This is a genomic window from Proteus terrae, assembly GCF_003144325.1.
Taxonomy (GTDB): domain Bacteria; phylum Pseudomonadota; class Gammaproteobacteria; order Enterobacterales; family Enterobacteriaceae; genus Proteus; species Proteus terrae.
The window spans coordinates 30,891-54,371 of sequence record NZ_PENS01000007.1 but is presented as its reverse complement, the minus strand read 5'-3'; the positions used below and the strand labels follow the sequence as shown (position 1 = coordinate 54,371).

23 protein-coding genes are annotated in these 23,481 nt (G+C 37.7%); 15 read left to right on the top strand and 8 right to left on the bottom strand.

Annotated elements, in window-relative coordinates; genetic code table 11:
• Positions 1-166: 166 nt before the first annotated feature.
• From rbsK to DK857_RS07950, 3 genes are all read left to right on the top strand, one after another.
• Complete coding sequence (gene rbsK / locus DK857_RS07960; protein WP_109401936.1) at positions 167-1,087, top strand: ribokinase; 921 nt, start codon at positions 167-169, stop codon at positions 1,085-1,087.
• A 432-nt stretch (positions 1,088-1,519) separates the two neighbouring features.
• Positions 1,520-2,326, top strand: a complete 807-nt coding sequence (gene rhaS / locus DK857_RS07955) for an HTH-type transcriptional activator RhaS (RefSeq protein ID WP_109401935.1) — start codon at positions 1,520-1,522, stop codon at positions 2,324-2,326.
• A 46-nt stretch (positions 2,327-2,372) separates the two neighbouring features.
• Positions 2,373-3,221, top strand: coding sequence for a helix-turn-helix domain-containing protein (locus DK857_RS07950; protein ID WP_109401934.1), 849 nt, complete (start codon positions 2,373-2,375; stop codon positions 3,219-3,221).
• A 42-nt stretch (positions 3,222-3,263) separates the two neighbouring features.
• Here the strand turns inward: DK857_RS07950 and rhaM are convergent, their stop codons facing one another.
• The 5 genes from rhaM to rhaB form a co-directional block, all read right to left on the bottom strand.
• Complete coding sequence (rhaM, locus tag DK857_RS07945; protein WP_109401933.1) at positions 3,264-3,578, bottom strand: L-rhamnose mutarotase; 315 nt, start codon at positions 3,576-3,578, stop codon at positions 3,264-3,266.
• A gap of 74 nt (positions 3,579-3,652) precedes the next feature.
• Positions 3,653-4,687, bottom strand: coding sequence for an L-rhamnose/proton symporter RhaT (gene rhaT, locus DK857_RS07940; RefSeq protein ID WP_109401932.1), 1,035 nt, complete (start codon positions 4,685-4,687; stop codon positions 3,653-3,655).
• 75 nt (positions 4,688-4,762) lie between these two features.
• Complete coding sequence (gene rhaD, locus DK857_RS07935; protein WP_109402005.1) at positions 4,763-5,584, bottom strand: rhamnulose-1-phosphate aldolase; 822 nt, start codon at positions 5,582-5,584, stop codon at positions 4,763-4,765.
• A gap of 10 nt (positions 5,585-5,594) precedes the next feature.
• Positions 5,595-6,845, bottom strand: coding sequence for an L-rhamnose isomerase (locus tag DK857_RS07930; protein ID WP_109401931.1), 1,251 nt, complete (start codon positions 6,843-6,845; stop codon positions 5,595-5,597).
• Positions 6,846-6,882: 37 nt separating this feature from the next.
• A complete protein-coding gene (rhaB, locus tag DK857_RS07925) occupies positions 6,883-8,340 on the bottom strand; it encodes a rhamnulokinase (RefSeq protein WP_109401930.1) in 1,458 nt (485 codons plus the stop codon).
• A gap of 272 nt (positions 8,341-8,612) precedes the next feature.
• Here rhaB and murQ point away from each other — a divergent pair, with 272 nt between their 5' ends.
• The 8 genes from murQ (at position 8,613) to DK857_RS07885 (ending at position 16,707) form a co-directional block, all read left to right on the top strand.
• A complete protein-coding gene (gene murQ, locus DK857_RS07920) occupies positions 8,613-9,524 on the top strand; it encodes an N-acetylmuramic acid 6-phosphate etherase (protein WP_109401929.1) in 912 nt (303 codons plus the stop codon).
• A 42-nt stretch (positions 9,525-9,566) separates the two neighbouring features.
• Positions 9,567-10,931 (top strand): PTS transporter subunit EIIC, encoded by a 1,365-nt coding sequence (locus DK857_RS07915; protein WP_109401928.1) that lies wholly within the window; start codon positions 9,567-9,569, stop codon positions 10,929-10,931.
• Positions 10,932-10,955: 24 nt separating this feature from the next.
• The gene (locus tag DK857_RS07910) at positions 10,956-11,807 is read left to right on the top strand and encodes a MurR/RpiR family transcriptional regulator (RefSeq protein WP_109401927.1); all 852 of its coding nucleotides are present in this window, start codon (positions 10,956-10,958) and stop codon (positions 11,805-11,807) included.
• Positions 11,807-12,595, top strand: coding sequence for a sulfite exporter TauE/SafE family protein (locus tag DK857_RS07905; RefSeq protein ID WP_109401926.1), 789 nt, complete (start codon positions 11,807-11,809; stop codon positions 12,593-12,595). Before DK857_RS07910 ends, DK857_RS07905 begins: the two co-directional genes overlap by 1 nt.
• A gap of 301 nt (positions 12,596-12,896) precedes the next feature.
• On the top strand, positions 12,897-12,998 hold the full coding sequence (gene speFL / locus DK857_RS19575) for a leader peptide SpeFL (protein ID WP_109372621.1): 102 nt from the start codon (positions 12,897-12,899) through the stop codon (positions 12,996-12,998).
• Positions 12,999-13,135: 137 nt separating this feature from the next.
• Positions 13,136-14,128 (top strand): ornithine carbamoyltransferase, encoded by a 993-nt coding sequence (gene argF / locus DK857_RS07895; protein ID WP_109401925.1) that lies wholly within the window; start codon positions 13,136-13,138, stop codon positions 14,126-14,128.
• A 15-nt stretch (positions 14,129-14,143) separates the two neighbouring features.
• Positions 14,144-15,091: a carbamate kinase gene (gene arcC, locus DK857_RS07890; RefSeq protein WP_109401924.1), complete on the top strand. Its 948-nt coding sequence runs from the start codon at positions 14,144-14,146 to the stop codon at positions 15,089-15,091.
• Positions 15,092-15,195: 104 nt separating this feature from the next.
• Positions 15,196-16,707: a YfcC family protein gene (locus DK857_RS07885; protein WP_109401923.1), complete on the top strand. Its 1,512-nt coding sequence runs from the start codon at positions 15,196-15,198 to the stop codon at positions 16,705-16,707.
• Positions 16,708-16,897: 190 nt separating this feature from the next.
• On the opposite strand, the gene DK857_RS19645 is transcribed toward DK857_RS07885, so the two are convergent.
• Positions 16,898-17,065 carry a hypothetical protein gene (locus DK857_RS19645; protein WP_231039869.1) on the bottom strand — a complete coding sequence of 56 codons (168 nt, stop codon included), beginning with the start codon at positions 17,063-17,065 and terminating at the stop codon, positions 16,898-16,900.
• A gap of 91 nt (positions 17,066-17,156) precedes the next feature.
• On the opposite strand from DK857_RS19645, the gene ilvB reads away from it, so the two are divergent.
• Together ilvB and ilvN are read left to right on the top strand one after the other, a co-directional pair.
• Positions 17,157-18,854, top strand: coding sequence for an acetolactate synthase large subunit (gene ilvB / locus DK857_RS07875; RefSeq protein ID WP_109401922.1), 1,698 nt, complete (start codon positions 17,157-17,159; stop codon positions 18,852-18,854).
• 3 nt (positions 18,855-18,857) lie between these two features.
• Positions 18,858-19,142, top strand: a complete 285-nt coding sequence (gene ilvN, locus DK857_RS07870; protein ID WP_098941305.1) for an acetolactate synthase small subunit — start codon at positions 18,858-18,860, stop codon at positions 19,140-19,142.
• 70 nt (positions 19,143-19,212) lie between these two features.
• Here ilvN and DK857_RS07865 read toward each other — a convergent pair whose 3' ends face one another.
• Positions 19,213-20,109 (bottom strand): cation diffusion facilitator family transporter, encoded by an 897-nt coding sequence (locus DK857_RS07865; RefSeq protein ID WP_109401921.1) that lies wholly within the window; start codon positions 20,107-20,109, stop codon positions 19,213-19,215.
• Between the two features lie 212 nt (positions 20,110-20,321).
• Positions 20,322-20,900, bottom strand: a complete 579-nt coding sequence (locus DK857_RS07860; protein ID WP_069368071.1) for a helix-turn-helix domain-containing protein — start codon at positions 20,898-20,900, stop codon at positions 20,322-20,324.
• Between the two features lie 184 nt (positions 20,901-21,084).
• Here DK857_RS07860 and DK857_RS07855 point away from each other — a divergent pair, with 184 nt between their 5' ends.
• Positions 21,085-21,831, top strand: coding sequence for a sulfite exporter TauE/SafE family protein (locus tag DK857_RS07855; protein ID WP_109401920.1), 747 nt, complete (start codon positions 21,085-21,087; stop codon positions 21,829-21,831).
• A 200-nt stretch (positions 21,832-22,031) separates the two neighbouring features.
• Positions 22,032-23,219, top strand: coding sequence for an MFS transporter (locus DK857_RS07850; protein WP_109394577.1), 1,188 nt, complete (start codon positions 22,032-22,034; stop codon positions 23,217-23,219).
• Positions 23,220-23,481 lie beyond the last annotated feature (262 nt).

The window sequence follows — 23,481 nt, the reverse complement described above, 5'->3', positions numbered from 1 at the left end:
ATAAGAAGATTGTTATTTATCATTCATGTTAGTTTGGCAACATATTAGTGCTGTTTTAACGAGATAACAATCACAAATGATATTTAAATAACATGATACTGTTATATATCTATCAAAATGTCACTATTTTCACATTTATAAATTTAACATAAGAGTAAGAGGCGCTATGGATATCGCAGTGATTGGTTCAAATATGGTGGATTTGATCACCTATATAGATAGGATGCCAAAAGAGGGGGAAACCCTTGAGGCGCCGGCATTTAAGATTGGTTGTGGTGGTAAAGGAGCAAATCAAGCGGTTGCTGCTGCTAAATTAAATTCAAAAGTGATGATGTTAACAAAGGTTGGCGATGACATTTTCGCGGATAACACCATCATGAATTTAGGATCTTATGGCATTAATACACGCTATGTTGAAAAAGTACCGGGTACAACAAGTGGCGTTGCACCTATTTTTGTGACTTCTCAATCATCAAATAGCATTTTAATTGTTAAAGGTGCTAATCAGCATTTGTCGCCAGAAGATATTGATAGAGCGACAGATAGCCTGAAAAAATGCAAAATAATTGTACTGCAATTAGAAATCCCGCTTGAAACCGTCTATCACGCTATTGAGTTCGGTAACAAACACCATATTCCTGTGTTATTTAACCCAGCACCCGCTTCAAAAGAATTAGATCTTGATATTGCTGCTCGTTGTGACTTTTTTGTTCCAAATGAAACAGAGCTGGAAATTTTAACGGGGATGCCAATCACTACAATGGATGAAATTCGTGAAGCCGCCTGTTCTTTACTACATAAGGGTTTTAAGAATGTCATCGTTACATTAGGTGAAAAAGGGGCATTATGGATGAATGGCGAAATTGAGAAGTACATTCCTGCTATTGAAGTTGATGCAATAGATACCAGTGGAGCGGGTGATGCTTTTATTGGTTGTTTCTCTCATTATTATGTTCACACCAATAATATTGAAGAAGCATTAAATAAAGCCGTTATGTTTTCAGGCTTAAGCGTTACCGGAAAAGGTACGCAATCTTCTTATCCAAGCATTGAAGAATTTGGGCAGTTTTTAGGAAATAAAAAATAACGGATAATTCTATTTGGGATATTATCTAGTTATGATGATTTAGCATAAAAAAGCACCCTTTAATTCAGACTAAAAGAGTCCAACTTTTGGGGTGCAGTTCAGTTTACGGTGGGGAGCAGTCACATAGGGGACTATCAGTTAAATTAAGCAATGAGAAAATACGTTTTAATACACTATTAATTGCCTGTGAGTTCACAAATTTATTAATTTATGAGGTTCTTCTTTAATTTTTTGCCAAAAATAAATGCTTCTTGTCTGAATGTTAAAGGTGAGTTTTCTTTTTACTGCTTAGAATTAGCTATTATTATTGTTTTTGTACCTTATAAGTGACTTTATTTTATATTTTTATTTTTCAACCATATTTTTCAAGAATATTTCTTAATAAAAGAATTATTTGAGAAAGTAAATAATAATTATGCTTAAGGGTGTCAAATGAAACTATACAGTGAAGATTATTTTTCTGCACCAAATCAACCTATTGCGGTAGAGCCTAGGGTTCCGCAGCCTATATTTCCTGAACATACTCATGATTTCAGTGAAATATTTATTGTCACCCAAGGAATTGGATTACATGTTTTAAATGGGCAACCTCATACGTTATGTCCGGGAACAGTCTGTTATATTAAATCTGAGGATTATCATTTATTTGATAATGTCTCAGGCTTAAATTTAACCAATGTGTTATATCGCTCTATATCAGAGTTTACATATTTAAATAATATTAGTCAGTTTCTACCTGTAAATAATAAAGACAAATGCTCACATTGGTTATTAAATAAAGTTAATTTTATTAAGTCACAAAAAATAATTGATAAATTAAGTAAGGTGACAGGAAAAGATATTGCTGAAGAAGAGAGTTTATTTTTTCAATTATTAGTAACATTGCAAGAGGGAAAATATAATACTATAACGGATGGAAGTAACGAACAAAAAATGATGCAAGTATTACGCTGGTTAAATATGAATTATCTTGAGGTTGTTGATTGGGCAGTACTTGCTGAAAAGTACGATATTTCATTACGAACGCTACATAGGCACATAAAAAATCATTTGGGGTTATCGCCTCAAAATTATTTAATGAAACTAAGATTATCAGATGCTTATTATAAAATTCGTTTCTCGGATGAGCGTATTACTGATATTGCATTGAATTGTGGTTTTAATGATAGCGCCTATTTTTCTACCTGTTTTAAAAATGAGTACAATGTCACACCCAGAGCGTTACGTTATTGCACATAGAATGCTATCTAGCAATGATATTTTTTTTTAGCATTTGGGAGTGGTAATGAATAACAATATTTTATCCCTAAAAGGTAACAATTATTTTATTTGTGATGAGAATACTATCACAATAGAAAAAAGAAAATCACAAGAGAGTTTTGTTATTCATGATCATGATTTTAATGAATTAGTCATGGTTTTTTCGGGAAATGGCATTCATACATGGAATGGGGATGATTACCCTATAACTTGTGGTGATTTTTTTTATATTAATGCCAATGATAGGCACGGCTATTATGCCGTTAATCAGTTAAGACTAGTTAATATCTTGTATAAACCTGAAAAACTGTTATTTAAACAAGAAATATCACAATACCTTCCTTTGGTAACAGAAGCAAAAGAGATGCGTCAGTGGAAATTACCACCATCTTGTTTATCTCAATTTGTTCCTATTATCGAACAAATAGATAAAGAGTGTCGTAAGCCTGACAGTCTTTCAATTCACTTATGTGAAGCTTTTTTCTTGCAGTTTATCTTACTGATTTCTCGTTATCGCTATCAGCTCAATAATTCACCTGTAAGTTCTGTTCATTTAATTGATATTTTAATTACAAGATTAAATCAAAGTATATCAACACCATTTTCTTTAAACGGATTTGCACAGGAGCATCAGGTCGCTTCTCGTTCCTTATATCGATTATTTAAATCGAATACGGGAATGACAATTACCGGCTATTTACAGCAATTACGCTTATGCCATGCGGCTACATTATTAAGAACAACAGATTTATTAATTAGTGATATTGCTGCGCAATGTGGTTATGAAGACAGTAATTATTTCTCATCTGTTTTTCATAAGAAAATGAATATTACGGCAAGTGATTATCGACAAAATTTTCATAGCAATAAATAAGCCAGACGGGCGATATTATTAAATATCACCCTAAATAGACGGTTATTTAAGAAAGAACACTTCTTGTAAATCATCGCTTACAGGGCTGTTATCTGGATTTGATGGCATGACATCAGACATGTATTTCCACCATTTTTGACAGATTTCTGTCGTAGCGACCGCATTCCATTGTGCTTCTGATTCAATTTGTACATAACCAAAAAGTAGGTTTCTCTTTTTATCAAGGAAGATGGAGTAATTATGAGCACCATGAGATTTTAATGTTGCTTCAAGTTCTTGCCAAATCGGGTTATGTCGTTGTTGATATTCTTGATGAGCGTTGGCATTAACTTGCATAACAAAGGCTTTTCTTATCATGGGTAACCTCTTAATTAAGATAAGATTTTTATCAGGAAATATCAGGGCTAATACACATTAGCCCTGATGATCTATTATGCGGCCATACCTAAGCCCACAATATTGGCAGCAAGAATGATCACTAAACAACCCAGAGATAAAATACGTACAGGTTTTCTTCCAGTATCTTTCCACTCTTTTAATATTAAGCCGACAATACCACCACATAAGACATAGAAGCTCATGTGTAGCATCCAGCTCATAAAGCCGTATTCTGTTGGAATATTGGCGTGACCCCATGCATAAAAGAAGAATTGGAAATACCACATACCACCACCTAAGATGGCAAATAAGATATTGCTAATAAGTAGTGCTTTAGGGACAGAAATATCAAGTTTGAAAGAGAGATCTTTTTTGCACATCAGGCGACTAAAGCAGTAGCCTAAATTAATTAATGCACCACCCCCCATAATTACCACATAGCTTGGCAAAGCCACATAGAGAGAAGAAACGCCTAATTGGGATGCAATTTCATGCATAGGAACGGCTGCACTCATCGCAAATGACATGCCAGCAGAAAAAATACCGCACATTACTGCTAATAATAAGCCTTTTTTCAGATCAAACTCTTCAGCTCGAACACCCGTTGCCCGCTCTTTTAAAAGCCCTGCATAAGAGACTATCGCTACGCCAATGAGGGCAATTGCCACTCCGGCCAAAGTTAGTTTTCCTCCCGTTGAAGCAACGAGTTCACCAAATTTACCTTGAATAATCGGTGTCATTAATGTGCCGACAATTAAGGTTATCCCAATGGCAATCCCAATTCCCATCGACATTCCCAAATAGCGCATTGTCAGACCATAACCAATGTTTCCCACTCCCCACATTGCACCGAATAAAAAGACAGGTAACAGGATCTCACTACCAAAAGAAGCGTAATATGCCCAAAAATCAGGAAGTAGTAAGTAGCTGATTGTCCAAGGTAAAATTATCCAAGAAAATATTCCAGCCACAGACCACATGGTTTCCCATGACCATCTTTTGACTTTTTTCAGTGGTGCGTAAAAACATGCAGCGGAGGCGGCACCGACAAAGTGCCAGAAAATGCCTAATATAATTCCACTACCCATGAGTTTTTCCTCATACCATTATTATTGTGTTTTTCTTTGTGACAAAGGAACGGCTTTGCCACAAAGAAACGGGTGTTATTTCAGCGCTTCGCGCATTGGAGAAACATTAAAGCGTTTAGCTAACGCAATGAGATTTTCGGTCGAAATAGTCTGCTTTTTACCGCCCATTGAGAGTACTTTGACTAGAATTTCAGCTGATTTTTCAGCGGTATCAATTAAGCCAAATGCATCATCAAGAGTTGGTCCTGAGCCAAAAATACCGTGGAATGGCCATAAAACCAGTCCGTGTCTTTCCATTTGTCGTGCTGTTTCAAGTCCAATGCCATCTGTTCCTGGTACCATCCAAGGGAAAACACCAATACCATCAGGGAACACCACTAAACACTCTGTACTCATTTCCCAAAGTTGGCGTGTAATGGTGGCACTATCGAGCGGTAGCACGTAGCTAAGTGCAATCAAGTTTGTCGCATGGCAATGCATAATGACGCGATTTTTTCCTTCAGTGACTTTTAGTCGCGTAATATGTGACTGAAAATGGGCTGCAAATTCAGAAGTTGGAACACCACCATTAACCAGTCCCCAAACAATGTGGTAACCCTGACCTTCTTCATCAATTTTTACCAATCCCAAGGTATCTTCGGGATCGAGTGCAACGTTGCGAAAAAACTTACCTGATCCTGTCACGATAAAGTATTGATTTGCTAATTCTTTAACAGGTTCTGTGACTTCGATATAGCGTGGTGTTGAATAAAAGTCTCCCTGATAAGGTTGGACTTCTTCTGGTGTTAAACGTAAGCTGACATTCCCGCCATTACGTTCATCCCAGCCTTTGAGCCACATATCACTGGTGGCTTTGATCATGCCTTGTACAAAATGAGATGTGATAATTTTTTGCATGGGGTTAACCTTATCTCTTTGATAAAACATTGTTTTCGTAATGACGAACTTCTTGTAACCACTTATCGCCTACAGGAACATTTTGGCGCTCGCAGTATTCGTCCCAAACAGCTTGCCAAGGTAGTGCTTTTTGCTCTTCCAATAAGGCAAGGCGTGCCGTGAAATCACCATCAATTTCTAATTGGCGTAACATTGGGGTTGGCTCGAGTAAGGCACGTAACAAGGCTTTTTTCATATTACGTGTACCAATAACCCAAGCAGCGATACGGTTAATAGAAGCATCAAAGAAATCGAGACCGATATGAACACGGTTTTGTAAGTTATGTCTGATGATTTCATTTGCAATCGCCTGTGTTTCATCATCAAGTAAAATAACGTGGTCACTATCCCAACGGACGGGGCGACTCACATGGAGAAGTAAGCGTTCAACGTAAGGCATCACCGCAGAAATTTTGTCTGAAATAACTTCTGTTGGATGGAAATGCCCTGCATCTAAACAAAGTGCGGTTTGACGAGTAATGGCGTAGCCGAGGTAAAACTCACTAGATCCTGCGGTATAAGACTCAGCACCAATACCAAACAATTTACTTTCAACGGCATCAATATGATGCTTAGTGGAAAATTTCTCACTAATAGCTTCATCAAGCGCTTCAACAAGACGTTGTCTTGGGGTGTAGCGATCGATAGGAGTATCTTTCATGCCATCAGGGATCCAGATATTCATCACCGAAGCAGTATTCAGTGATTCACCGAAATAGGCAGATATGCGACGACATGCTTTGGCGTGACCAATCCAGTAATCACGGATCTCTTTATTCGCGTGCGTTAATGTGGCTTCAAGGCTTAAAGGGTGAGAGAAAAAGGAAGGATTAAAGTCTAGCCCAATGTTTTGTTGTTTTGCCCATTCAACCCAATTGGCAAAATGTATTGGTTTGATTTCATTGCGTTCAACAGGTGTATCAGATTCTAAATAAAGAGCATGGAGATTAACTCTTTTTGTACCAGGAATAAGGCTCATTGCCTTTTCCATATCCGCACGCAATTCTGTGGCATTACGCGCTTTACCCGGATAATTCCCCGTTGCTTGAATGCCGCCAGTTAATGCAGAGTTTGAAGGTTCAAATCCTGCAACGTCATCACCTTGCCAGCAATGAATAGATACAGGCAATGCTTCCATTGCTTGAATAGCTTTTTCTGTATCAACACCGATTTGTGAAAAACGTTGCTTGGCAAGTTGATAACTTTCTTTAATGTAAGACATAGCACTTTCCTTATCCGTAAATCGCGTATAAAAATCTTTAGCGTTTAGTTTCAATAAGTTGTAAAAATGATTGCCACACATTTTCGCTTGGTGGCGCTTTAGGCATAAACGTAGTGTGAGTGGTACTGTTGCTTATCAAATGGCGAAAATGATCGATATCTTCAATTTCATTTAGTGCAATGAGTTGTAAGCCCACATTACCTAGCGTTGAGGCTTCGATAGGACCCGTAATAACGGGAATTCCACAGGTGTTGGCACAAAGTTGGTTAAGCAGGGCGTTTTGGCTACCTCCGCCAACAATATGTAATTGTGTTAATTGCGTACAATGAAGTGTTTGTAATTCAAGGAAAACATAGCGATAAAGCAGTGCTAAACTGTCAAAAATACAGCGTGACAACTGTGCTGGTGTGCTAGGCGCGATTTTTCCCTGTTGTTGGCAATAATCTTGGATCGCTTTACTCATTGAATCTGGATTGAGAAAGCATTCATCATTAGGATTAATTAAATAAGTAAAAGGTGTGATGTGTTCAACATCATTAATTAATGCAGCAATATCAGTAATGTGGTGTTCTTTACAAATGGACTGAAATAGCCACAGCCCCATAATATTTTTAAGAACACGATAACGACCTTCAGCACCACCTTCATTAGTAATATTGGCATATAAAGATTGGGTTGAAACGCAAGGTGTGGATCGTTCAATTCCCATTAAAGACCAGGTTCCTGAACTTAAATAAGCGCACTGTTGATCTTTTAATGGTGTAGCAATCACTGCGCTCGCCGTATCATGGCTAGCAACGGAGATAACAGGAATTGCCTCATTTTTACTGTTTTGCCAATAACCAATTGTATTTCCGGGTTGTTTAATAGGCATAAACCAATGATGAGGAATTTGCAGATAATCAAGCAGTGCTTTATTCCAATCTCCCGTTTTTATATCGACTAATTGTGATGTGGTGGCATTGGTGTATTCACAATTAAGCTTGCCAGTTAAACGGTAGGCCAGATAATCAGGGATCATCACAAAATGCGCCACATTCTCTCGCCATGATGGTGCTTCAAGTTGCATGGCTTTGAGTTGATAGAGGGTATTAAAAGGAAGAAATTGGATGCCAGTTTGTTGATAGATCCATTCAGTTTTGAGATCTTTTTGCACCTGTTGCATCACGTTTTCAGTGCGTTTATCACGATAAGAATAGCTTAGACCAACACGCTCCCCTTGTGCATTTAACAGCACATAATCAACGCCCCAAGTATCAATACCGATGCTACTTATGACGATATTTTGCTGCTCTATTAAAGATAAGCCAGTGCGAATATGTTGCTCTAATAAGTCTAGATCCCAGCAAGTATGACCTTCATTCATCATAAAACGATTAGTGAAGCGATGAACCTCAGTCAGTGATAATTGCTGATGAGCTTTATCAAAGCTTGCTAACATGACGCGACCACTTGAAGCACCAAGATCGATAGCAACGGTATATCGGATACTCATAGTCTAAATTCCTGTGATATAGAAATTGAAACTATCTTAAGAAGTGGGCCGACATGATGCGTTAAACATTCTGCCAATAAACGGAAAAGTTGGCAGAATAACCAAAGTCGACGTGATGCTATTCACAATTTCACCAACAAGCGTTCAAAATCGATCCTTTATGACCCGTTTTATAATGTGACTGATTTCACAAAGTGATGATGAGTATGGTTGAAATGTAATTTCATAAGATGTAGCTTTGATTGAAATTTGGTTTCATTGAGGTTGTTGTGATGAAAGAAGATGCATTGAGCGAATGTCTCAAAAATGAAAGTAATCAAGAAACAGCACAGTTTTCAGAATTAAGCGCTTTAGAGTTGGTCACGCTTATCAATAGTGCAGATATGACTGTTGCAAATGCCGTTAAAAAAGAATTACCCGTTATTGCTAAAGTAGTAGAAAAAATTACCGAAAGTTTGCAAAAAGGTGGGCGTATTTTTTATGTCGGCGCAGGAACAAGTGGTCGATTGGCGGTATTAGACAGTGCGGAATGTCCTCCTACTTTTGGTGTATCTCCTACATTAGTTCAGGCGATTATTGCTGGTGGTCATGATGCAATGCTAAAAGCGGTTGAAAATATTGAGGATAGCCAAGAAGCGGCAATTGAAGAACTTCAACGTCGTCATGTCAGTGATAAAGATGTGGTTATTGGCATTGCTGCAAGTGGTCGTACCCCCTTTACTGTCGCAGCTTTGCAATATGGTAAAAAGCTAAAAGCGTTGACAGTCTCCATTACCACTCGTGGCAAAAGTATGATGAGTGAAATTGCTGACTTATCTATTGCGCCAGATGTGGGGGCAGAGGTGTTAACCGGCTCCACAAGAATGAAAAGTGGCACAGCTCAAAAAATGATTTTGGGTATGTTAAGCACCAGCGTAATGACTAAACTTGGAAAAGTGCATAAAAACCTGATGGTGGATGTGATCGCGAGTAATGAGAAATTACAACGTCGTGCTGAAGGTATTGTCAGCGAAGTTTGTGGAATTTCAAATGAAAGAGCCAGAACGCTGTTACAAATGGTTAATTATCATCCTAGAAAAGCCATTTTAATGTACGAACTTCACTTGAGTGTGGAGCAAGTCGATCAAATTACACAGCAATATCCTTATCGCTCGCTACAACAGCAACTTGCCCTATTTAACTAATACCAATATGAATAAACACTCTGAACTTTAGCAGGCACATATATGGCTAATAAAATAGAACATCTCGACACGTTAGCAATAGAAATAGAAAAACACGCTGGTGGGTTTCAAAATGTGGCAACCCTAACACATTGTATGACCCGTATTCGATTGATTTTAAAAGATAGCTCGCTATTTGATGCGGATGCTTTAAAACAAGTCGAAGGCGTTAAAGGTGTTGTATTTAATGGCGAACAACATCAAGTGATTGTAGGAATGGGAACAGCAGCAAAAGTTTATTCCATTATGAATAAGCGTATGCAAAATAGCTCTGTAAGTAGTGAAGGTGAGCCTGTGCCAACACCAGTGAAAAAAGGCTTCTCTATTCGCCGTATGCTAAATACATTAGCAGCTATTTTTGTTCCGACAATTCCTGCTTTAATTGGTTGCGGTTTGATTATGGGGCTAATTAATATTATCCGTTTAGTCGCACCAGGCTTAGTTGAGCAATTCCCCGAGCTATTTAAATTATTCAAATTAATTGGTAGTACGGTATTTGCCTATCTCTCTATTATGATTGGGATAAATACAGCTAAAGAGTTGGGAGCATCAACCTCGATTGGCGCTGTAATGGCAGGATTATTAGCCATGCCAGGGCTTGCAGATATCACTTTATTTGGTGAGAAATTACAGCCAAACAGTGGTGGTATTTTTGCGGTATTAATGGTGGTAGTGTTCTCTTCAAAATTAGAGTTATGGTTTCGTAGTATTGTTAAAGAGAGTCTCGATCTTATCTTAACGCCGTTTGTGACTATTTTAGTCTCTTCACTTGTGGCGATTATGATATTCCAACCAATTGGTCATTATCTTAATCAGTTATTAGCACAGGGCGTTTCATTATCACTTTTAAATCAAGGTGGTGGCGCAGTTGTAACGGGGGCAGCGTTAGGGGGAAGTTTCTTATTTTTACTCTTAACTGGATTACACCAAGGGTTAATTCCTATTCATACCGAAATCTTAAATACTTTTGGTTTAAATTACCTGTTCCCTATTTTAGCTATGGGTGGAATGGGGCAAGTAGGCTCTTGTTTTTGGGTTTACTTACGCACTAAAAATCAGCGTTTAAAGAAAACATTAATGGGTGCATTACCTGTTGGTATTTTTGGTGTCGGTGAGCCTTTATTATTTGGTGTTTCTCTTCCATTAGGAAAACCGTTTGTCGCGGGATGTATTGGTGGCGCTGCTGGTGGTGCATTAATGGCATATTTCCAAGTTGGGATCATTATTCCATTTGGTACTGCTGGGTTATCATTAATTCCGTTAGTTGGTGATGGGCAAATTATTAAATTCCTGATCGCAGTATTAGGTGCATGGATTGTCGGTTTTATTGCCAGTATGCTAATGGGATTTACGGATCCAGAGAAATAAGTCAGAAATAAAAAGGATAACAGAATGTCGACACTGACCAAAAAGCTTGAAAGTTTGCTAATACAAGGCAAAGGCACGGAACAACGTATTGCTCATTATTTATTAGAGAATAGTGAAAATATTGCCAGTATGAATGCCGCTGATCTGGCACTTAAAGCAGGTGTAAGTAGTGCTTCTGTTATCCGTTTCTCTCGTCAAATGGGATATCGTGGTTATCCTGAATTCAAAATTGATTACCTTTCAGAAGAAAAGCAACAAAAAAGTAGTGGCGATATTCTTTATGGCAATCTTGCGAAAACAGACTCGACAGAATTAATTATTTCCAAAACCGGACATCTGTTTACCAGCGCTATTTTGGATTCATTGGCTTTGTTAGATCCCAATACTATTGATGTGTTAGCTGAGAAAATGGTATCAGCAAAACGTATTGTATTGTTTGGTATTGGCGCATCGTCGGTTGTGGCAAGTGATATTTTTCATAAATTAATTCGTGTAAATAAAAACACGTTATTTAGCCCAGATCTTCATGCTCAACTGGCTTATTCCGCTAATTTATCTGCTGATGATATTGCTGTTGCTGTCACGGCTAGAGGGAATACGGTGGATATTAATCGAATGCTGAAATCAGCAAAAGATGAAGGTTGTTTAACGGTGGCATTAACGCGTTTTGGGCAAGATGAAGCAACGCGATTATCTGATTATACGTTGCCTTATTTTTATGACGAACAGCACTCTCAATTAGGGGTGATCACGCCACAAGTTTTACAGATGGTCGCCTTTGATGTGCTGTTTTTTAAATATATGACATTAGCCAGTCAGTCAGCAGAAAAAGCCTTATTAAAAGGGCGAGAAGCTGTTATGCAAGGAAATCAATAATGTTACTTATCACCACATTAGCGGTGGGTGCGGCTATTGGTTTAGTTATCAGTACGACGGGTGTCGGTGGTGGTGTTATTGTTTTACCTGTACTGACCTATTTCTTTGGCATGAATGCGTTAATGGCAGTGGCAACGGCTAATTTATTATCCATGTTGATGAAAGTCACTTCGTCTTATATGCATTTTCGCCTTGGAAATATACCCTTTAAAAGGGCGATGATTGTATTAGGAATAATGCTACCAAGTACCTTCTTGGCCAGTGTTTTAGTTAATTATTTAGGTTCGCTAGAGCAGTATCAGCAACAAGTTGAATGGGGAATTAATGCACTCGTTGTCAGTGCTATTGTTTTTTCTCTCTTTCTCTTTGTTCAGAGAATGTTTTTCTCATTACCTCCCGTTGTCGTTGAAAATACAGCGTTAGCTCCTTTAAATATAAAAGCACTATTACTTCCTGCGATTGCAGCAGGTGTTATTTTAGGTGCGACAGGGGTGGGAGGGGGTGTCGTTGTATTACCGCTATTGCTACGTTATGCCAACCTCTCTATTAAGCAAGCCATTGGTACCTCTATATTTACCACAACATTGTTATCGGGATCTTCAGCACTCGCCTATATGCAAGATGGGCATACAGATATTCATTTGGCACTGTTGTTATTTTTAGGCTCGTTGATCTCTATTCCACTGTCTAAGTGGCTATTAATCAGAATGCCTGACAGGGTTTTTCAGTATGCAACTTTGATTTTAATTATTTGTAGTGCCGTGATGATGTTAGCTAAATTATTCTAGTATTAAAATGTATCATTAATGTTAACTATAAACGCGTAATTTAAATAATAGCAAAATAGAAATAATTTTTTATTAGCTTTTTTTCTATTATCTTATTAATTTAATTGAGGTCGTTATTAATATAAAAACGATTATCCAATTTTTATTTGTGTGTTAATAGAATGTATTTTTGATGATTTATTTTTACTGATATATGGTTTTTATCGTAAATAGATAATTGAGATGATAGTCACATTAATGTTAATTCCTATATGTTTCACTGTAACCTCATTTAATACCTATAAGTGAAGGTACTAGTATTATGGAAAATAATAATAGGAAAACACCTCATATTAGACGTATTGCCCACATTATGATGTATAAACAACGTCAGTGCTTCCATTTTTCTGTTTTTAACGGATAAACTCTCTTTCTATACTTTAAAAATATAAAGCATACTTCTTAATAATCTAGGTTATTGAGGAAGGTTTTCTATTTTTTTAAATAACAAACTATTTTTTAACTCTATTATTATCAGAATAATTAGGAGATAGGATTATTATGTCTATTAATATTAAAGGTAGAAGTTTTTTAAAATTACTCGACTTTTCATCAGCTGAAATTCAATATTTATTAAAGCTTTCTAAATATTTTAAATCATTAAAAATGGCAGGTATTCCTCACCGCTCTTTAGAAGGTAAAAATATCGTTTTATTATTTGAAAAAACCTCAACACGTACACGTTGTGCCTTTGAAGTTGCGGGTTATGATTTAGGAATGGGGGTTACTTATCTTGATCCTGGCTCATCACAAATGGGGAAAAAAGAGTCTATTGAAGATACTGCGCGTGTGTTAGGGCGTTTCTATGATGGTATTGAATATCGTGGTTTTGATCAGTCATTAGTTGAAGAATTGGCAGCAAAATCAGGAGTACCTGTATGGAATGGTCTTACCGATAAATTCCATCCAACTCAAATGTTGGCGGATATGCTGACAGTTGAAGAAAACTTTGGTCATTTAAAAGGGCTTAAGCTGACTTTCTTTGGTGATGCTCGCAATAACGTTGCTAACTCTTTAATGGTAGTTTGTGCGAAATTAGGCTTACATTTTACCGCATGTGGCCCAGCATCTTTAATGCCAGAAGAGCAACTTGTGAAGGAATGTTGTGCAATTGCAACTGAAAACGAAGGCTCTATTACATTGACAGAAGATATCGAGAAAGGGGCAAAAGACGCGGATGTTCTCTATACCGATATTTGGGTTTCAATGGGTGAGCCAGACAGTGTTTGGGATGAGCGTATTCGTTTATTAAAATCTTATCAGGTTAATGAATCTATGATGAAAATAGCAAATCCTCACGCTATTTTCTTACACTGTTTACCTTCATTCCATGATCGTTTAACAACTATTGGTGAAGATATTTATCAAAAATTTGGCTTGAGTGAAATGGAAGTGGCAGACAGTGTTTTTGAGTCTCGCCAATCAAAAGTTTTCGACCAAGCTGAAAACCGTATGCATACCATTAAAGCAGTTATGTTTGCGACGTTAAGCTAAAGCAAGGAGTTAACAATGCCTAAGAAGGTATTTATTGCTTTAGGGGGAAATGCACTGGGCAGTACGCCACTAGAGCAAAAGCAGATAGTGCGGAAAACCGCAAAGCCGATTGTAGATTTGGTTGAGAAAGGCTACCAAGTCATTATTGGTCACGGAAATGGTCCGCAAGTTGGGATGATCAATTTAGCTATGGATTATGCATCGCAACAGAACATTGGCACGCCTTATATGCCATTTGCTGAATGCGGTGCCATGAGTCAAGGCTATATCGGCTATCATCTACAACAGGCTATTAATGATGAATTATGTACGAGAAATCTGAATAAAAATCATGGTTGTGCGACCATTGTGACGCAAGTGGTTGTCGATAAAAACGATCCTGCTTTTTTATCACCTACAAAACCGATTGGCGCGTTTTATACTCAACAGCAAGCTGAGGCTATCCAAAAAGAGCATGGTTTCCACTTTATGGAAGATGCAGGGCGTGGATATCGTCGAGTTATTCCATCACCTAAACCGCTAGAAATTGTGGAATCACCAATTATTAAACAGTTAGTTGAACGCAATATTGTGGTGATCACGGTTGGCGGAGGTGGTATTCCCGTTATTCGAAAAGGAGAGTTATTAGAAGGTATTGATGCTGTTATTGATAAAGATAACTCTAGCGCTAAATTAGCTGTCGAATTAAAAGCAGATATTTTATTAATATTAACGGCTGTTGATAAAGTCGCTATTAATTTTAATAAACCAGAGCAAATGAATTTAGATAAATTAACCCTTTCTCTGGCTCAGGAATATATTTCTCAAGGGCAATTTGCTAAAGGAAGTATGTTACCTAAAGTCGAGGCTTGTCTTAATTTTCTAAAGGAGAGTGGTAAAGGTGTACAAGCGATTATTACTTCTTTAGATAATGCATTATCTGCTTTAGAAGGAAAAACAGGCACAACAATTATTTCTGATTAATATCATATTTATCATCATTCTAAATTTAATTCTAAAAATAAACACTGCCAGTTAGATATTATTTCTACTGGCAGAGTTACCTCTTATTTAAGTCGAGGGCGCTTATGAAACTTAAAAAGTTTGCGTTTCCGACCGCATTTACTATTTTATTTGCAATTACAGTAATTGTGGTTGGCTTAACGTGGATTATTCCGGCTGGTGAATATCAACGATTAAGTTATAACTCAACAGAGCCATCATTAGTGGTTGCGAAAATAGATGGTTCTCATGAAGTGTTACCTGCAACTCAAGCCACATTAAATGATTTAAATGTCTCTATTGAGATTGAGAAATTCACGGATGGGACAATTAAAAAACCGATAGCGATACCAGGAACCTATGAACGCGTAGCACAGCAACCCAAAGGGATAATGGATATTACCGAAAGTATGGTGAAAGGGACGATAGAAGGGGCTGATGTTATTGTTTTCATTCTTGTCTTAGGGGGGCTTATTGGGGTTGTTAATAAAACTGGCGCATTCAATGCAGGTTTAACAGCACTGGCAAATCGAACCAAAGGTAAAGAGTTTTTAGTGGTATTTGGCGTCACGATTATATTATCCATAGGCGGGACAAGTTGTGGGATTGAAGAAGAAGCTGTCGCCTTCTATCCCATATTAGTGCCTATATTCTTAATCTTGGGTTATGACGCTATTGTGTGTGTCGGGGCTATTTTCCTAGCCTCTTCGATGGGGGCAGGGTTTTCAACTGTAAATCCGTTCTCAGTAGTTATTGCATCAAATGCTTCGGGGATCAGTTTTATTGAAGGGATCGGCTTTCGTACTATTGGCTTAGTCATTGGTACGATTGGTGTTTTGGTTTATTTATATTGGTATTGCAAGAAGCTCAAAAAAGATCCGGCTTTCTCTTATAACTATGAAAATGCCGAGAGTTTTAAACAGCGCTTTTTAAGTAATTACGATCCTAATGAGATATTAGAATTTTCGTGGCGTCGTAAAGTGATCCTCTGCTTATTTGTTGCTGCTTTTCCTATTATGGTTTGGGGTGTTATGGATATGGGCTGGTGGTTCCCACAAATGGCAGCTCTTTTCCTTGCTATCGCTATCATCATAATTTTCCTTTCTGGATTAAAAGAGAAAACAGCCATTGATGGATTTATTCATGGAGCATCTGAACTCGTTGGTGTTTCATTAATTATTGGTTTAGCACGCGGTGTTAATCTTGTGATGGAACAAGGTAAAATTGCCGATACTATCCTTGAGTTTATGTCTCATATGGTTGCAGGAATGCCACCAAGCCTCTTTTTATTAGCACAGCTCGTTGTTTTTATCTGTTTAGGTTTTATTGTTCCTTCCTCTTCAGGTCTTGCAGTTTTAGCGATGCCAATTATGGCGCCATTAGCCGATGCAGTCGGTGTTCCTCGTTATATGGTGGTATCAGCATATAACTGGGGACAATATATTATGTTGTTCTTAGCGCCTACAGGGCTGGTGTTAGCGACATTGCAAATGCTAGATATCTCCTATAACAAATGGCTTAAATTTATTATGCCGATGGTGATATTTATGTTTGTACTTTCAGCAACACTGTTATTGGTTCAAGTTGCTTTTTTATAAAATTGAATTGATGTGTTTACGTTACTAAATGGATTTTTGGTTATTCTGTAATGTGAAATTAATCTAGTTTTTTATGCTGCAATCGGGGTTGTTTTTTGATTTTCACTAGAAGTGATCTATCTCTCGTTTTTAGCGGTGATAAAAAATAAACCGAAAAAAAAGGTTGTTAATTTGTAGAAGTTATGTTTTTTTAAATATAGATAACACGTAAACACATCATTAAATTAATTGATAGGTAACCCATGATCATCACTAATCTACTACAAAGCCTACGACTAACAGCGCACATCGCGGCTGTGGTTGTCGTGCGTGTGGTGGTGGTCGTCGGCAAAGCGCCGTAACGGGTCCGAATCAACACAGTTTCGAAACCCCGCCGGCGAACTAACCGGGCGGGGTTTTTCTTTTCTACCTGCCCATCAAGTCCGGCTTAGAACAAAGGACAGATACAAATGGGTGATCAACAAGAAAACGCCACAACAAGTAGAACGTTTACTGGTGCGCAATTAATCGTTTATTTACTGGAACGGCAAGGCATTACGACAGTCGCGGGGATCCCTGGTGGTGCAGCGCTTCCGTTGTATGACGCATTGAGCCAAAGTAAATCTATTCGACATATCTTAACTCGCCATGAACAAGGTGCCGGTTTTATTGCACAAGGTATTGCCCGTGCAAATGGTAAACCTGCTGTTTGTATTGCTTCGAGTGGACCGGGTGCGACAAATTTAGTAACAGCAATTGCTGATGCTAAGCTTGATTCCATTCCTTTAGTTTGTATTACTGGTCAGGTATCTTCAGCGATGATAGGGACTGATGCTTTCCAAGAAGTTGATACTTATGGCATGTCTATTCCAATTACTAAACATAACTATTTAGTTCGTGATATTGCTGAGTTACCTGAAATTATTTGTGATGCGTTTCGTTTAGCGATGTCAGGAAGACCGGGCCCTGTTTGGGTTGACGTACCAAAAGATATTCAGCAAGCCAAAATTACATTAGAAGCGTTACCGCCTATTCCACAAAAAGATCCAGTTCCCGCATTTAATACTGATTTAGTGATACAAGCAGCGCAGATGATTAATCAGGCTAAGAACCCTGTTTTATATTTAGGTGGTGGGATCATCAGCTCTGAAGCATGTAAAGAAGCAATTGAATTAGCAGAGAAAAACAACCTGCCAACAACAATGACTTTAATGGGGTTAGGATTAATGCCACCTTCGCATCCACTGTATTTGGGAATGTTGGGTATGCATGCGACTCGTAGCACCAATTTTATTTTAGAAGAAGCCGATCTGTTGATTGTATTGGGGGCTCGATTTGACGATCGTGCCATTGGTAAAGCCGAGAAGTTTTGCCCTAATGCCAAAATTATTCATGTTGATATCGATCGCGCTGAAATTAGTAAGATCAAACGCCCTGATATTGCGATCCATGCTGATGCGAAATCAGTGTTATCACTGTTATTACCATTGATTAATACAAACAAACGTAATGGATGGATAGAGCGGGTTACGACACTGAAACAAGAATATCCATTAGAGATGAAAAACTCTGAAAACATCTTAAGTGGTTATGGTATCGTATTAGCGGCAGCAAATTGTGTTGATGATGATGCCATTATTACAACAGACGTTGGGCAGCATCAGATGTGGGTAGCACAAGCGTATCCGTTAAATCGACCTCGACAATGGTTAACGTCTGGCGGTTTAGGTACGATGGGATTTGGTTTGCCAGCAGCAATTGGCGCCGCATTAGCTGAACCAGATAAAAAAATCCTCTGCTTCTCAGGGGATGGTAGCATTATGATGAATATTCAAGAATTTGCTACGGCGGCTGAGCACCAATTAGATATCAAAATTATTTTGATAAATAATCAGGCGTTAGGATTGGTTCACCAACAACAAACACTGTTTTTTGAAGAGCGCATTTATGCTGCCGCTTACCCTTATCAAACCGATTTTATTCGTATTGCACAAGGTTTTGGCTTAGATACCTGTGACTTAAATCAGGAAGCGGATCCTGCGAGTGCGCTGAAAGCAGCGATTGAAAAACCGGGGCCGTGTTTAATTCATGTAATGATTGATATTCATGAAAAAGTATTCCCAATGGTACCGCCAGGGGCGGCAAATATTGAGATGATAGGAGCTTAATTTATGTCACAACAATCACAACCTATCGCGCTGGAATTGATTGTTCGCAATCACCCCGGTGTTATGACCCATATATGTGGGCTATTTGCTCGCCGTGCATTTAACGTCGATGGTATTTTGTGTTTACCGATGAAAAATAGCGATAAAAGTCGTATTTGGCTATTAGTGCAAAAAGATGATCGTCTAATGCAGATGGTGAGTCAGGTAGAAAAGCTTGAAGACGTAAAAGAAGTGAGATTCAGCGATGATTTACGTGTTTTTGAGCAAATGGAAAATTATTTAAATTAATACAGATTGGCTCTCTCTTTAATCATTAAGAGCGAGCCAGAATTTTATGAGTGTATAAATTTATTCTGTTTTAGTGGTGATTTTCTTCAAGATGTTGTCTGTCTTCACATTCCATCTGTAACGTAATATGGTTGATATGGAATTGCTCACGAAGTTGTTGCTCAAGGTGAATTCTGAGTTCTTCATGATTGGCATTAGGTTGATAAACGATGTGCCCACTTAAAATAAGTTTACTTTGTGTGAGTGCCCATAAATGCAAATCATGAGAGCCCACAACATCAGGGTTATTATTAATTGTTTCAGTAACCTGAATAAGATCGATACCGCGAGGCACGCCCTCAAGTAAAATATTCAGACATTCTTTAAGTAATATCCAAGTTCGAGGGAAAACCATAAAACCGATTAACACGGCAATAATAGAGTCAACAAGCTCCCAACCTGTAAGCCAAATAATGACCGCTCCAATAATTACGCCAATTGAGCCCAGCATATCGGCCCAAACTTCTAAGTATGCCCCTTTTACATTAAGGCTTTCATCCTTTGTACTGGTGAGTAACTTCATTGAAATCAGATTAACAACAAGACCTATTGACGCAATGATAAGCATACCAACAGATTGAATATCAGGAGGCGAAGATAAGCGTTTATAGGCTTCATATAAAATATAGAAAGCGACTGCCATTAAAATAAGTGCATTCATGGTTGCAGCTAATATTTCAAAGCGTGCATAACCATAAGTTCTAAAAACATCAGCGGCTTTTCTGCCTGCATGAATAGCGATCAGTGCAAGTAAAAGTGCGAAAGCATCCGTCATCATATGCATGGCATCGGAAATTAATGCCAAGCTACCAGTTAAATAACCGCCAATAAATTCGACTAACATAAATGATGATGTTAAGCCGAATGTAATTAATAATCGCGATTCAGGTAGTGTTTTTACATCCGCATGTTCATGATTTCCACTCATTGAAGTTCCTTATTATCCGAATAGCATTATTAAAAACATAGCTGAAAATAAAGAAAAATAAATTAGATAAAGGGAGAATTTCTAGACAACTTGAAGCGAATACAGAGACATTAAATGAAGGAGTATTGATAGCTAAGTTCACACGATAATTAAAACCAGTTAAATGATTTACTAATTATCGTGTGAGTAATAAAGCTAGGGCAATAAATTGATTAAGGACGATGGTGGTAATGTTGTTGATTTGGACTAGACATAATCACAGATGCGCGCAAATGTCCTTCTACACAAATATAAGAGTGGGGGGCATTACCATGAAAAGCGTAAAAATCACCCGTTTCTAATAAAACCGTTTCGTCGTTATCAAAACGCATCATTAATTTACCAGAATAGACCATGATGTGTTCTTGAGTGCCATCAGCGTGAGCAGGGCTATTAATAATCGCGCCATGCTTCATCTCGATATGCCAAATCTCAGTAATATTGCCGATACCAATACGGAATTTAAACTCTTGAGCATAATCACCAACGATAGGTTTATGTCGTTCTAAACGAGGGTACTCTTCACGTGTAAAACTAAATAAATCTCCCAAAGGAAAGCCAAGCGCTATCGCGATAGCCTCTAAGGTATCGATTCTAGGATTAGAATCACCTGATTCTAATTTTGACAATGCAGCCTTGGATATTCCCGATTTTCTTGATAACTCATTAAGTGACAAGTTTCGAGATTGTCTTAATTGTTTGACTTTATTACCAAGGTATTCATTCGTTTTTTTAGGAGGTTGTGGGTTCATTGCCAATTCAAAATATCGTTAGTTTAAAAGTGTCATTCCGAGTAGATAATAACACTAATTAACCGTATTCGGAAAAATGAGATCCTGTTTCTGCTGTATTTTGTGAATCGTCTTACGATCACTGTTCGATTTTTAGTAATTACGCTAATATCCTTCAATAAATGATAATTATTCAAGGTTTGTTATGATGGACTTGCTTAGTTGGTCTGATCTTTTTATTTGCCTACTTACCTTATTTTTTGCTTACGTTATTTTCGGTATGGCTGGATTTGGCTCGGCGTTAATTGCTGGTCCAGTATTAGCACTTTATTTACCTCTTTCAATGATAGTGCCTTTATTGGCATTAATCGATTTAAGTGCAGCTATAGTGAATGTCGTAAGGGATGGTAAACAGGCTGATTTTAAAGAGATACGCTATCTTATTCCGCTTATTATTATTGGTAGTCTTGTCGGTGCGACAATTTTATTAACCACACGTCCTGATTTACTTTCTCTTCTTTTAGGTATCTTTGCCACTTGCTATGCAATCTATGCACTATTTTGGAAAAAACAAGAAAGCCAATTTTCTCAACGCTTGGTTTATCCTTTTGGGTTAATTGGTGGGGTATTTAGCGCATTGTTTGGTAGTGGTGGTTTTTTATATGCGATCTATTTATCAGGTAGGATTGCAGACAAAAATAAGTTTCGCATCACACAAACCACATTGATTGGTTTTAGTACACTAACGCGGGTGGTGATTTTTTTATTTGCGGGTATTTATTGGCAATTGGATATTCTTAAGTTAGCGGCTATTTTCTTACCAGCTATGTTTGCTGGTGTATGGTTAGGACGAAATTTAACATTACAGATGTCAAAAGCACGATTTATGAGTGTGATTTATGCCATTGTATTGGTATCGGGTGCTGTGCTTATCTACCGTTATTTTTCTTAAGCGTTGTAGGACAAATGACGGTGAAGTGAGAATATTGTGAAAGGCAAAGATCTTCGTGAGTCAAATGGAGATCTTTCTCTGATTAACGTTACTTTTTAAGCATGTTTATCTATTTCTTATCCCCTATAATATAACAATATTTTATTTAACCTCCTTCCTTTTATTACAGAGGTTTCTGTTATTCACAGAAACAAAATAACATGTCACATCAAAATTATCGCCAATCCGAAGTTTTTGCGATAACAACTATCACGGTAAGTATTGGCGTTATCGGGATTGTTATCGGATTAACTATTCCTATGGTTGCATTGCGCCTCAACTTAGCGGGTATTAGTGAATCTATCATTGGACTTATTTCTGCAGCGCCAGCTATTGGGATGTTAGTTGTTTCACCTTTTGCTCGGCGTATTGTGCAATGGGTTGGTAAACGCTTTGCCATGCTATTAGCCACCATTGTTTCTGCAATCAGTTTGTTACCCTTAATGGGAAGCTTACCTCTAGAGTTGTTATTTCCTTTACGATTAATCACTGGCATTGCCAGCGGTGTGATGATTTGTTTAGGCGAAACGTGGATCAATGAGCTTTCACCTGATAATAAACGAGGGCGAATTTTAGCGGTATATACCACGGTATTTACTATTAGTCAGTTATTAGGTCCTTCAATTATTGCGCTATATGGAGTTGCAGATAAGACACCTATTTTAATTAGTGTCTTTATTCATATTATCTCTATTGTCCTGTTTTTAATGATGGATCAGAAAACAGGAGATAAATTACCAAAAGATACGCAAGAGCCGAATTTTTCTATTATTCGTTTTGTTAAAGTTGCACCCGCAATCTGTGGCGGTATTGTATTTTTTGCTTTTTTTGATGGCACCGTACTTTCAATGTTTCCTATTTATGGTCTAAGTGTGGGACATACTGAAGCGATTGCAGCCATGATGATAAGCGCTATTTTAGCCGGTGACGCCATTATGCAAATGCCGTTTGGCTGGCTTGCTGACCACATGAACAGGACACGGTTATATCGAATTTGTGGTGTAGTTACTCTACTCGCAAGCTTATTATTGCCTATCACGATGTCTCATACATTTTTGATTTGGCCTTTATTACTGGTGCTGGGTGCAACAGCGGGTGCGATATACACCATTGCATTAGTACAAATAGGGCAATATTTCTCAGGTAATGACTTGATGGTCGCTAATGCGTCAGCTGCGATGTTATGGGGAATTGGTAATTTATCTGGGCCTTTGCTGGCTGGCGCGTTGTCAGAAATTTCTTCATCTTCGCTACCATTCTTATTGGTTGCCATGACAGGCTTGTTCTTAGTATCAACGATGGAACGTTGGAACCTCGGTGTTGAAGCACTCAATAGTAGCTCATCTTAATATCATTTTTTCTCTATCGTATTCCATTTAGGGTGTTAGGAATACGATAGAGGAACTCTCCCTTTTCTCGATTTCTAAATATTAATATTTTATCTTTTTGTTTTTTATAAATTATTATAATTGTGTTTCGTAATTGTACTTATTTTAAAATTTATTAAGAATAATCTAGAAATGCCTATATTGAACAGAAAGTCGTTTGCTAAAACAACACTTATTCATCTAACGTTAGAAGTAGAAGATGACATTATCTTCAGATAAAAAT

What these genes read in the sequence shown, in the direction of transcription:
- DK857_RS07950 (WP_109401934.1), top strand. Translation starts at nt 2,373, where the DNA reads ATGAATAACAATATTTTATCCCTAAAAGGTAACAATTATTTTATTTGT.
- DK857_RS07860 (WP_069368071.1), bottom strand. Translation starts at nt 20,900, where the DNA reads ATGAACCCACAACCTCCTAAAAAAACGAATGAATACCTTGGTAATAAA.
- ilvB (WP_109401922.1), top strand. Translation starts at nt 17,157, where the DNA reads ATGGGTGATCAACAAGAAAACGCCACAACAAGTAGAACGTTTACTGGT.
- rhaT (WP_109401932.1), bottom strand. Translation starts at nt 4,687, where the DNA reads ATGGGTAGTGGAATTATATTAGGCATTTTCTGGCACTTTGTCGGTGCC.
- speFL (WP_109372621.1), top strand. Translation starts at nt 12,897, where the DNA reads ATGGAAAATAATAATAGGAAAACACCTCATATTAGACGTATTGCCCAC.
- ilvN (WP_098941305.1), top strand. Translation starts at nt 18,858, where the DNA reads ATGTCACAACAATCACAACCTATCGCGCTGGAATTGATTGTTCGCAAT.
- DK857_RS07855 (WP_109401920.1), top strand. Translation starts at nt 21,085, where the DNA reads ATGATGGACTTGCTTAGTTGGTCTGATCTTTTTATTTGCCTACTTACC.
- arcC (WP_109401924.1), top strand. Translation starts at nt 14,144, where the DNA reads ATGCCTAAGAAGGTATTTATTGCTTTAGGGGGAAATGCACTGGGCAGT.
- murQ (WP_109401929.1), top strand. Translation starts at nt 8,613, where the DNA reads ATGAAAGAAGATGCATTGAGCGAATGTCTCAAAAATGAAAGTAATCAA.
- rbsK (WP_109401936.1), top strand. Translation starts at nt 167, where the DNA reads ATGGATATCGCAGTGATTGGTTCAAATATGGTGGATTTGATCACCTAT.
- DK857_RS07905 (WP_109401926.1), top strand. Translation starts at nt 11,807, where the DNA reads ATGTTACTTATCACCACATTAGCGGTGGGTGCGGCTATTGGTTTAGTT.
- DK857_RS07850 (WP_109394577.1), top strand. Translation starts at nt 22,032, where the DNA reads ATGTCACATCAAAATTATCGCCAATCCGAAGTTTTTGCGATAACAACT.
- DK857_RS07865 (WP_109401921.1), bottom strand. Translation starts at nt 20,109, where the DNA reads ATGAGTGGAAATCATGAACATGCGGATGTAAAAACACTACCTGAATCG.
- argF (WP_109401925.1), top strand. Translation starts at nt 13,136, where the DNA reads ATGTCTATTAATATTAAAGGTAGAAGTTTTTTAAAATTACTCGACTTT.
- DK857_RS07930 (WP_109401931.1), bottom strand. Translation starts at nt 6,845, where the DNA reads ATGTCTTACATTAAAGAAAGTTATCAACTTGCCAAGCAACGTTTTTCA.
- rhaB (WP_109401930.1), bottom strand. Translation starts at nt 8,340, where the DNA reads ATGAGTATCCGATATACCGTTGCTATCGATCTTGGTGCTTCAAGTGGT.
- rhaS (WP_109401935.1), top strand. Translation starts at nt 1,520, where the DNA reads ATGAAACTATACAGTGAAGATTATTTTTCTGCACCAAATCAACCTATT.
- rhaM (WP_109401933.1), bottom strand. Translation starts at nt 3,578, where the DNA reads ATGATAAGAAAAGCCTTTGTTATGCAAGTTAATGCCAACGCTCATCAA.
- DK857_RS07910 (WP_109401927.1), top strand. Translation starts at nt 10,956, where the DNA reads ATGTCGACACTGACCAAAAAGCTTGAAAGTTTGCTAATACAAGGCAAA.
- rhaD (WP_109402005.1), bottom strand. Translation starts at nt 5,584, where the DNA reads ATGCAAAAAATTATCACATCTCATTTTGTACAAGGCATGATCAAAGCC.
- DK857_RS07915 (WP_109401928.1), top strand. Translation starts at nt 9,567, where the DNA reads ATGGCTAATAAAATAGAACATCTCGACACGTTAGCAATAGAAATAGAA.
- DK857_RS07885 (WP_109401923.1), top strand. Translation starts at nt 15,196, where the DNA reads ATGAAACTTAAAAAGTTTGCGTTTCCGACCGCATTTACTATTTTATTT.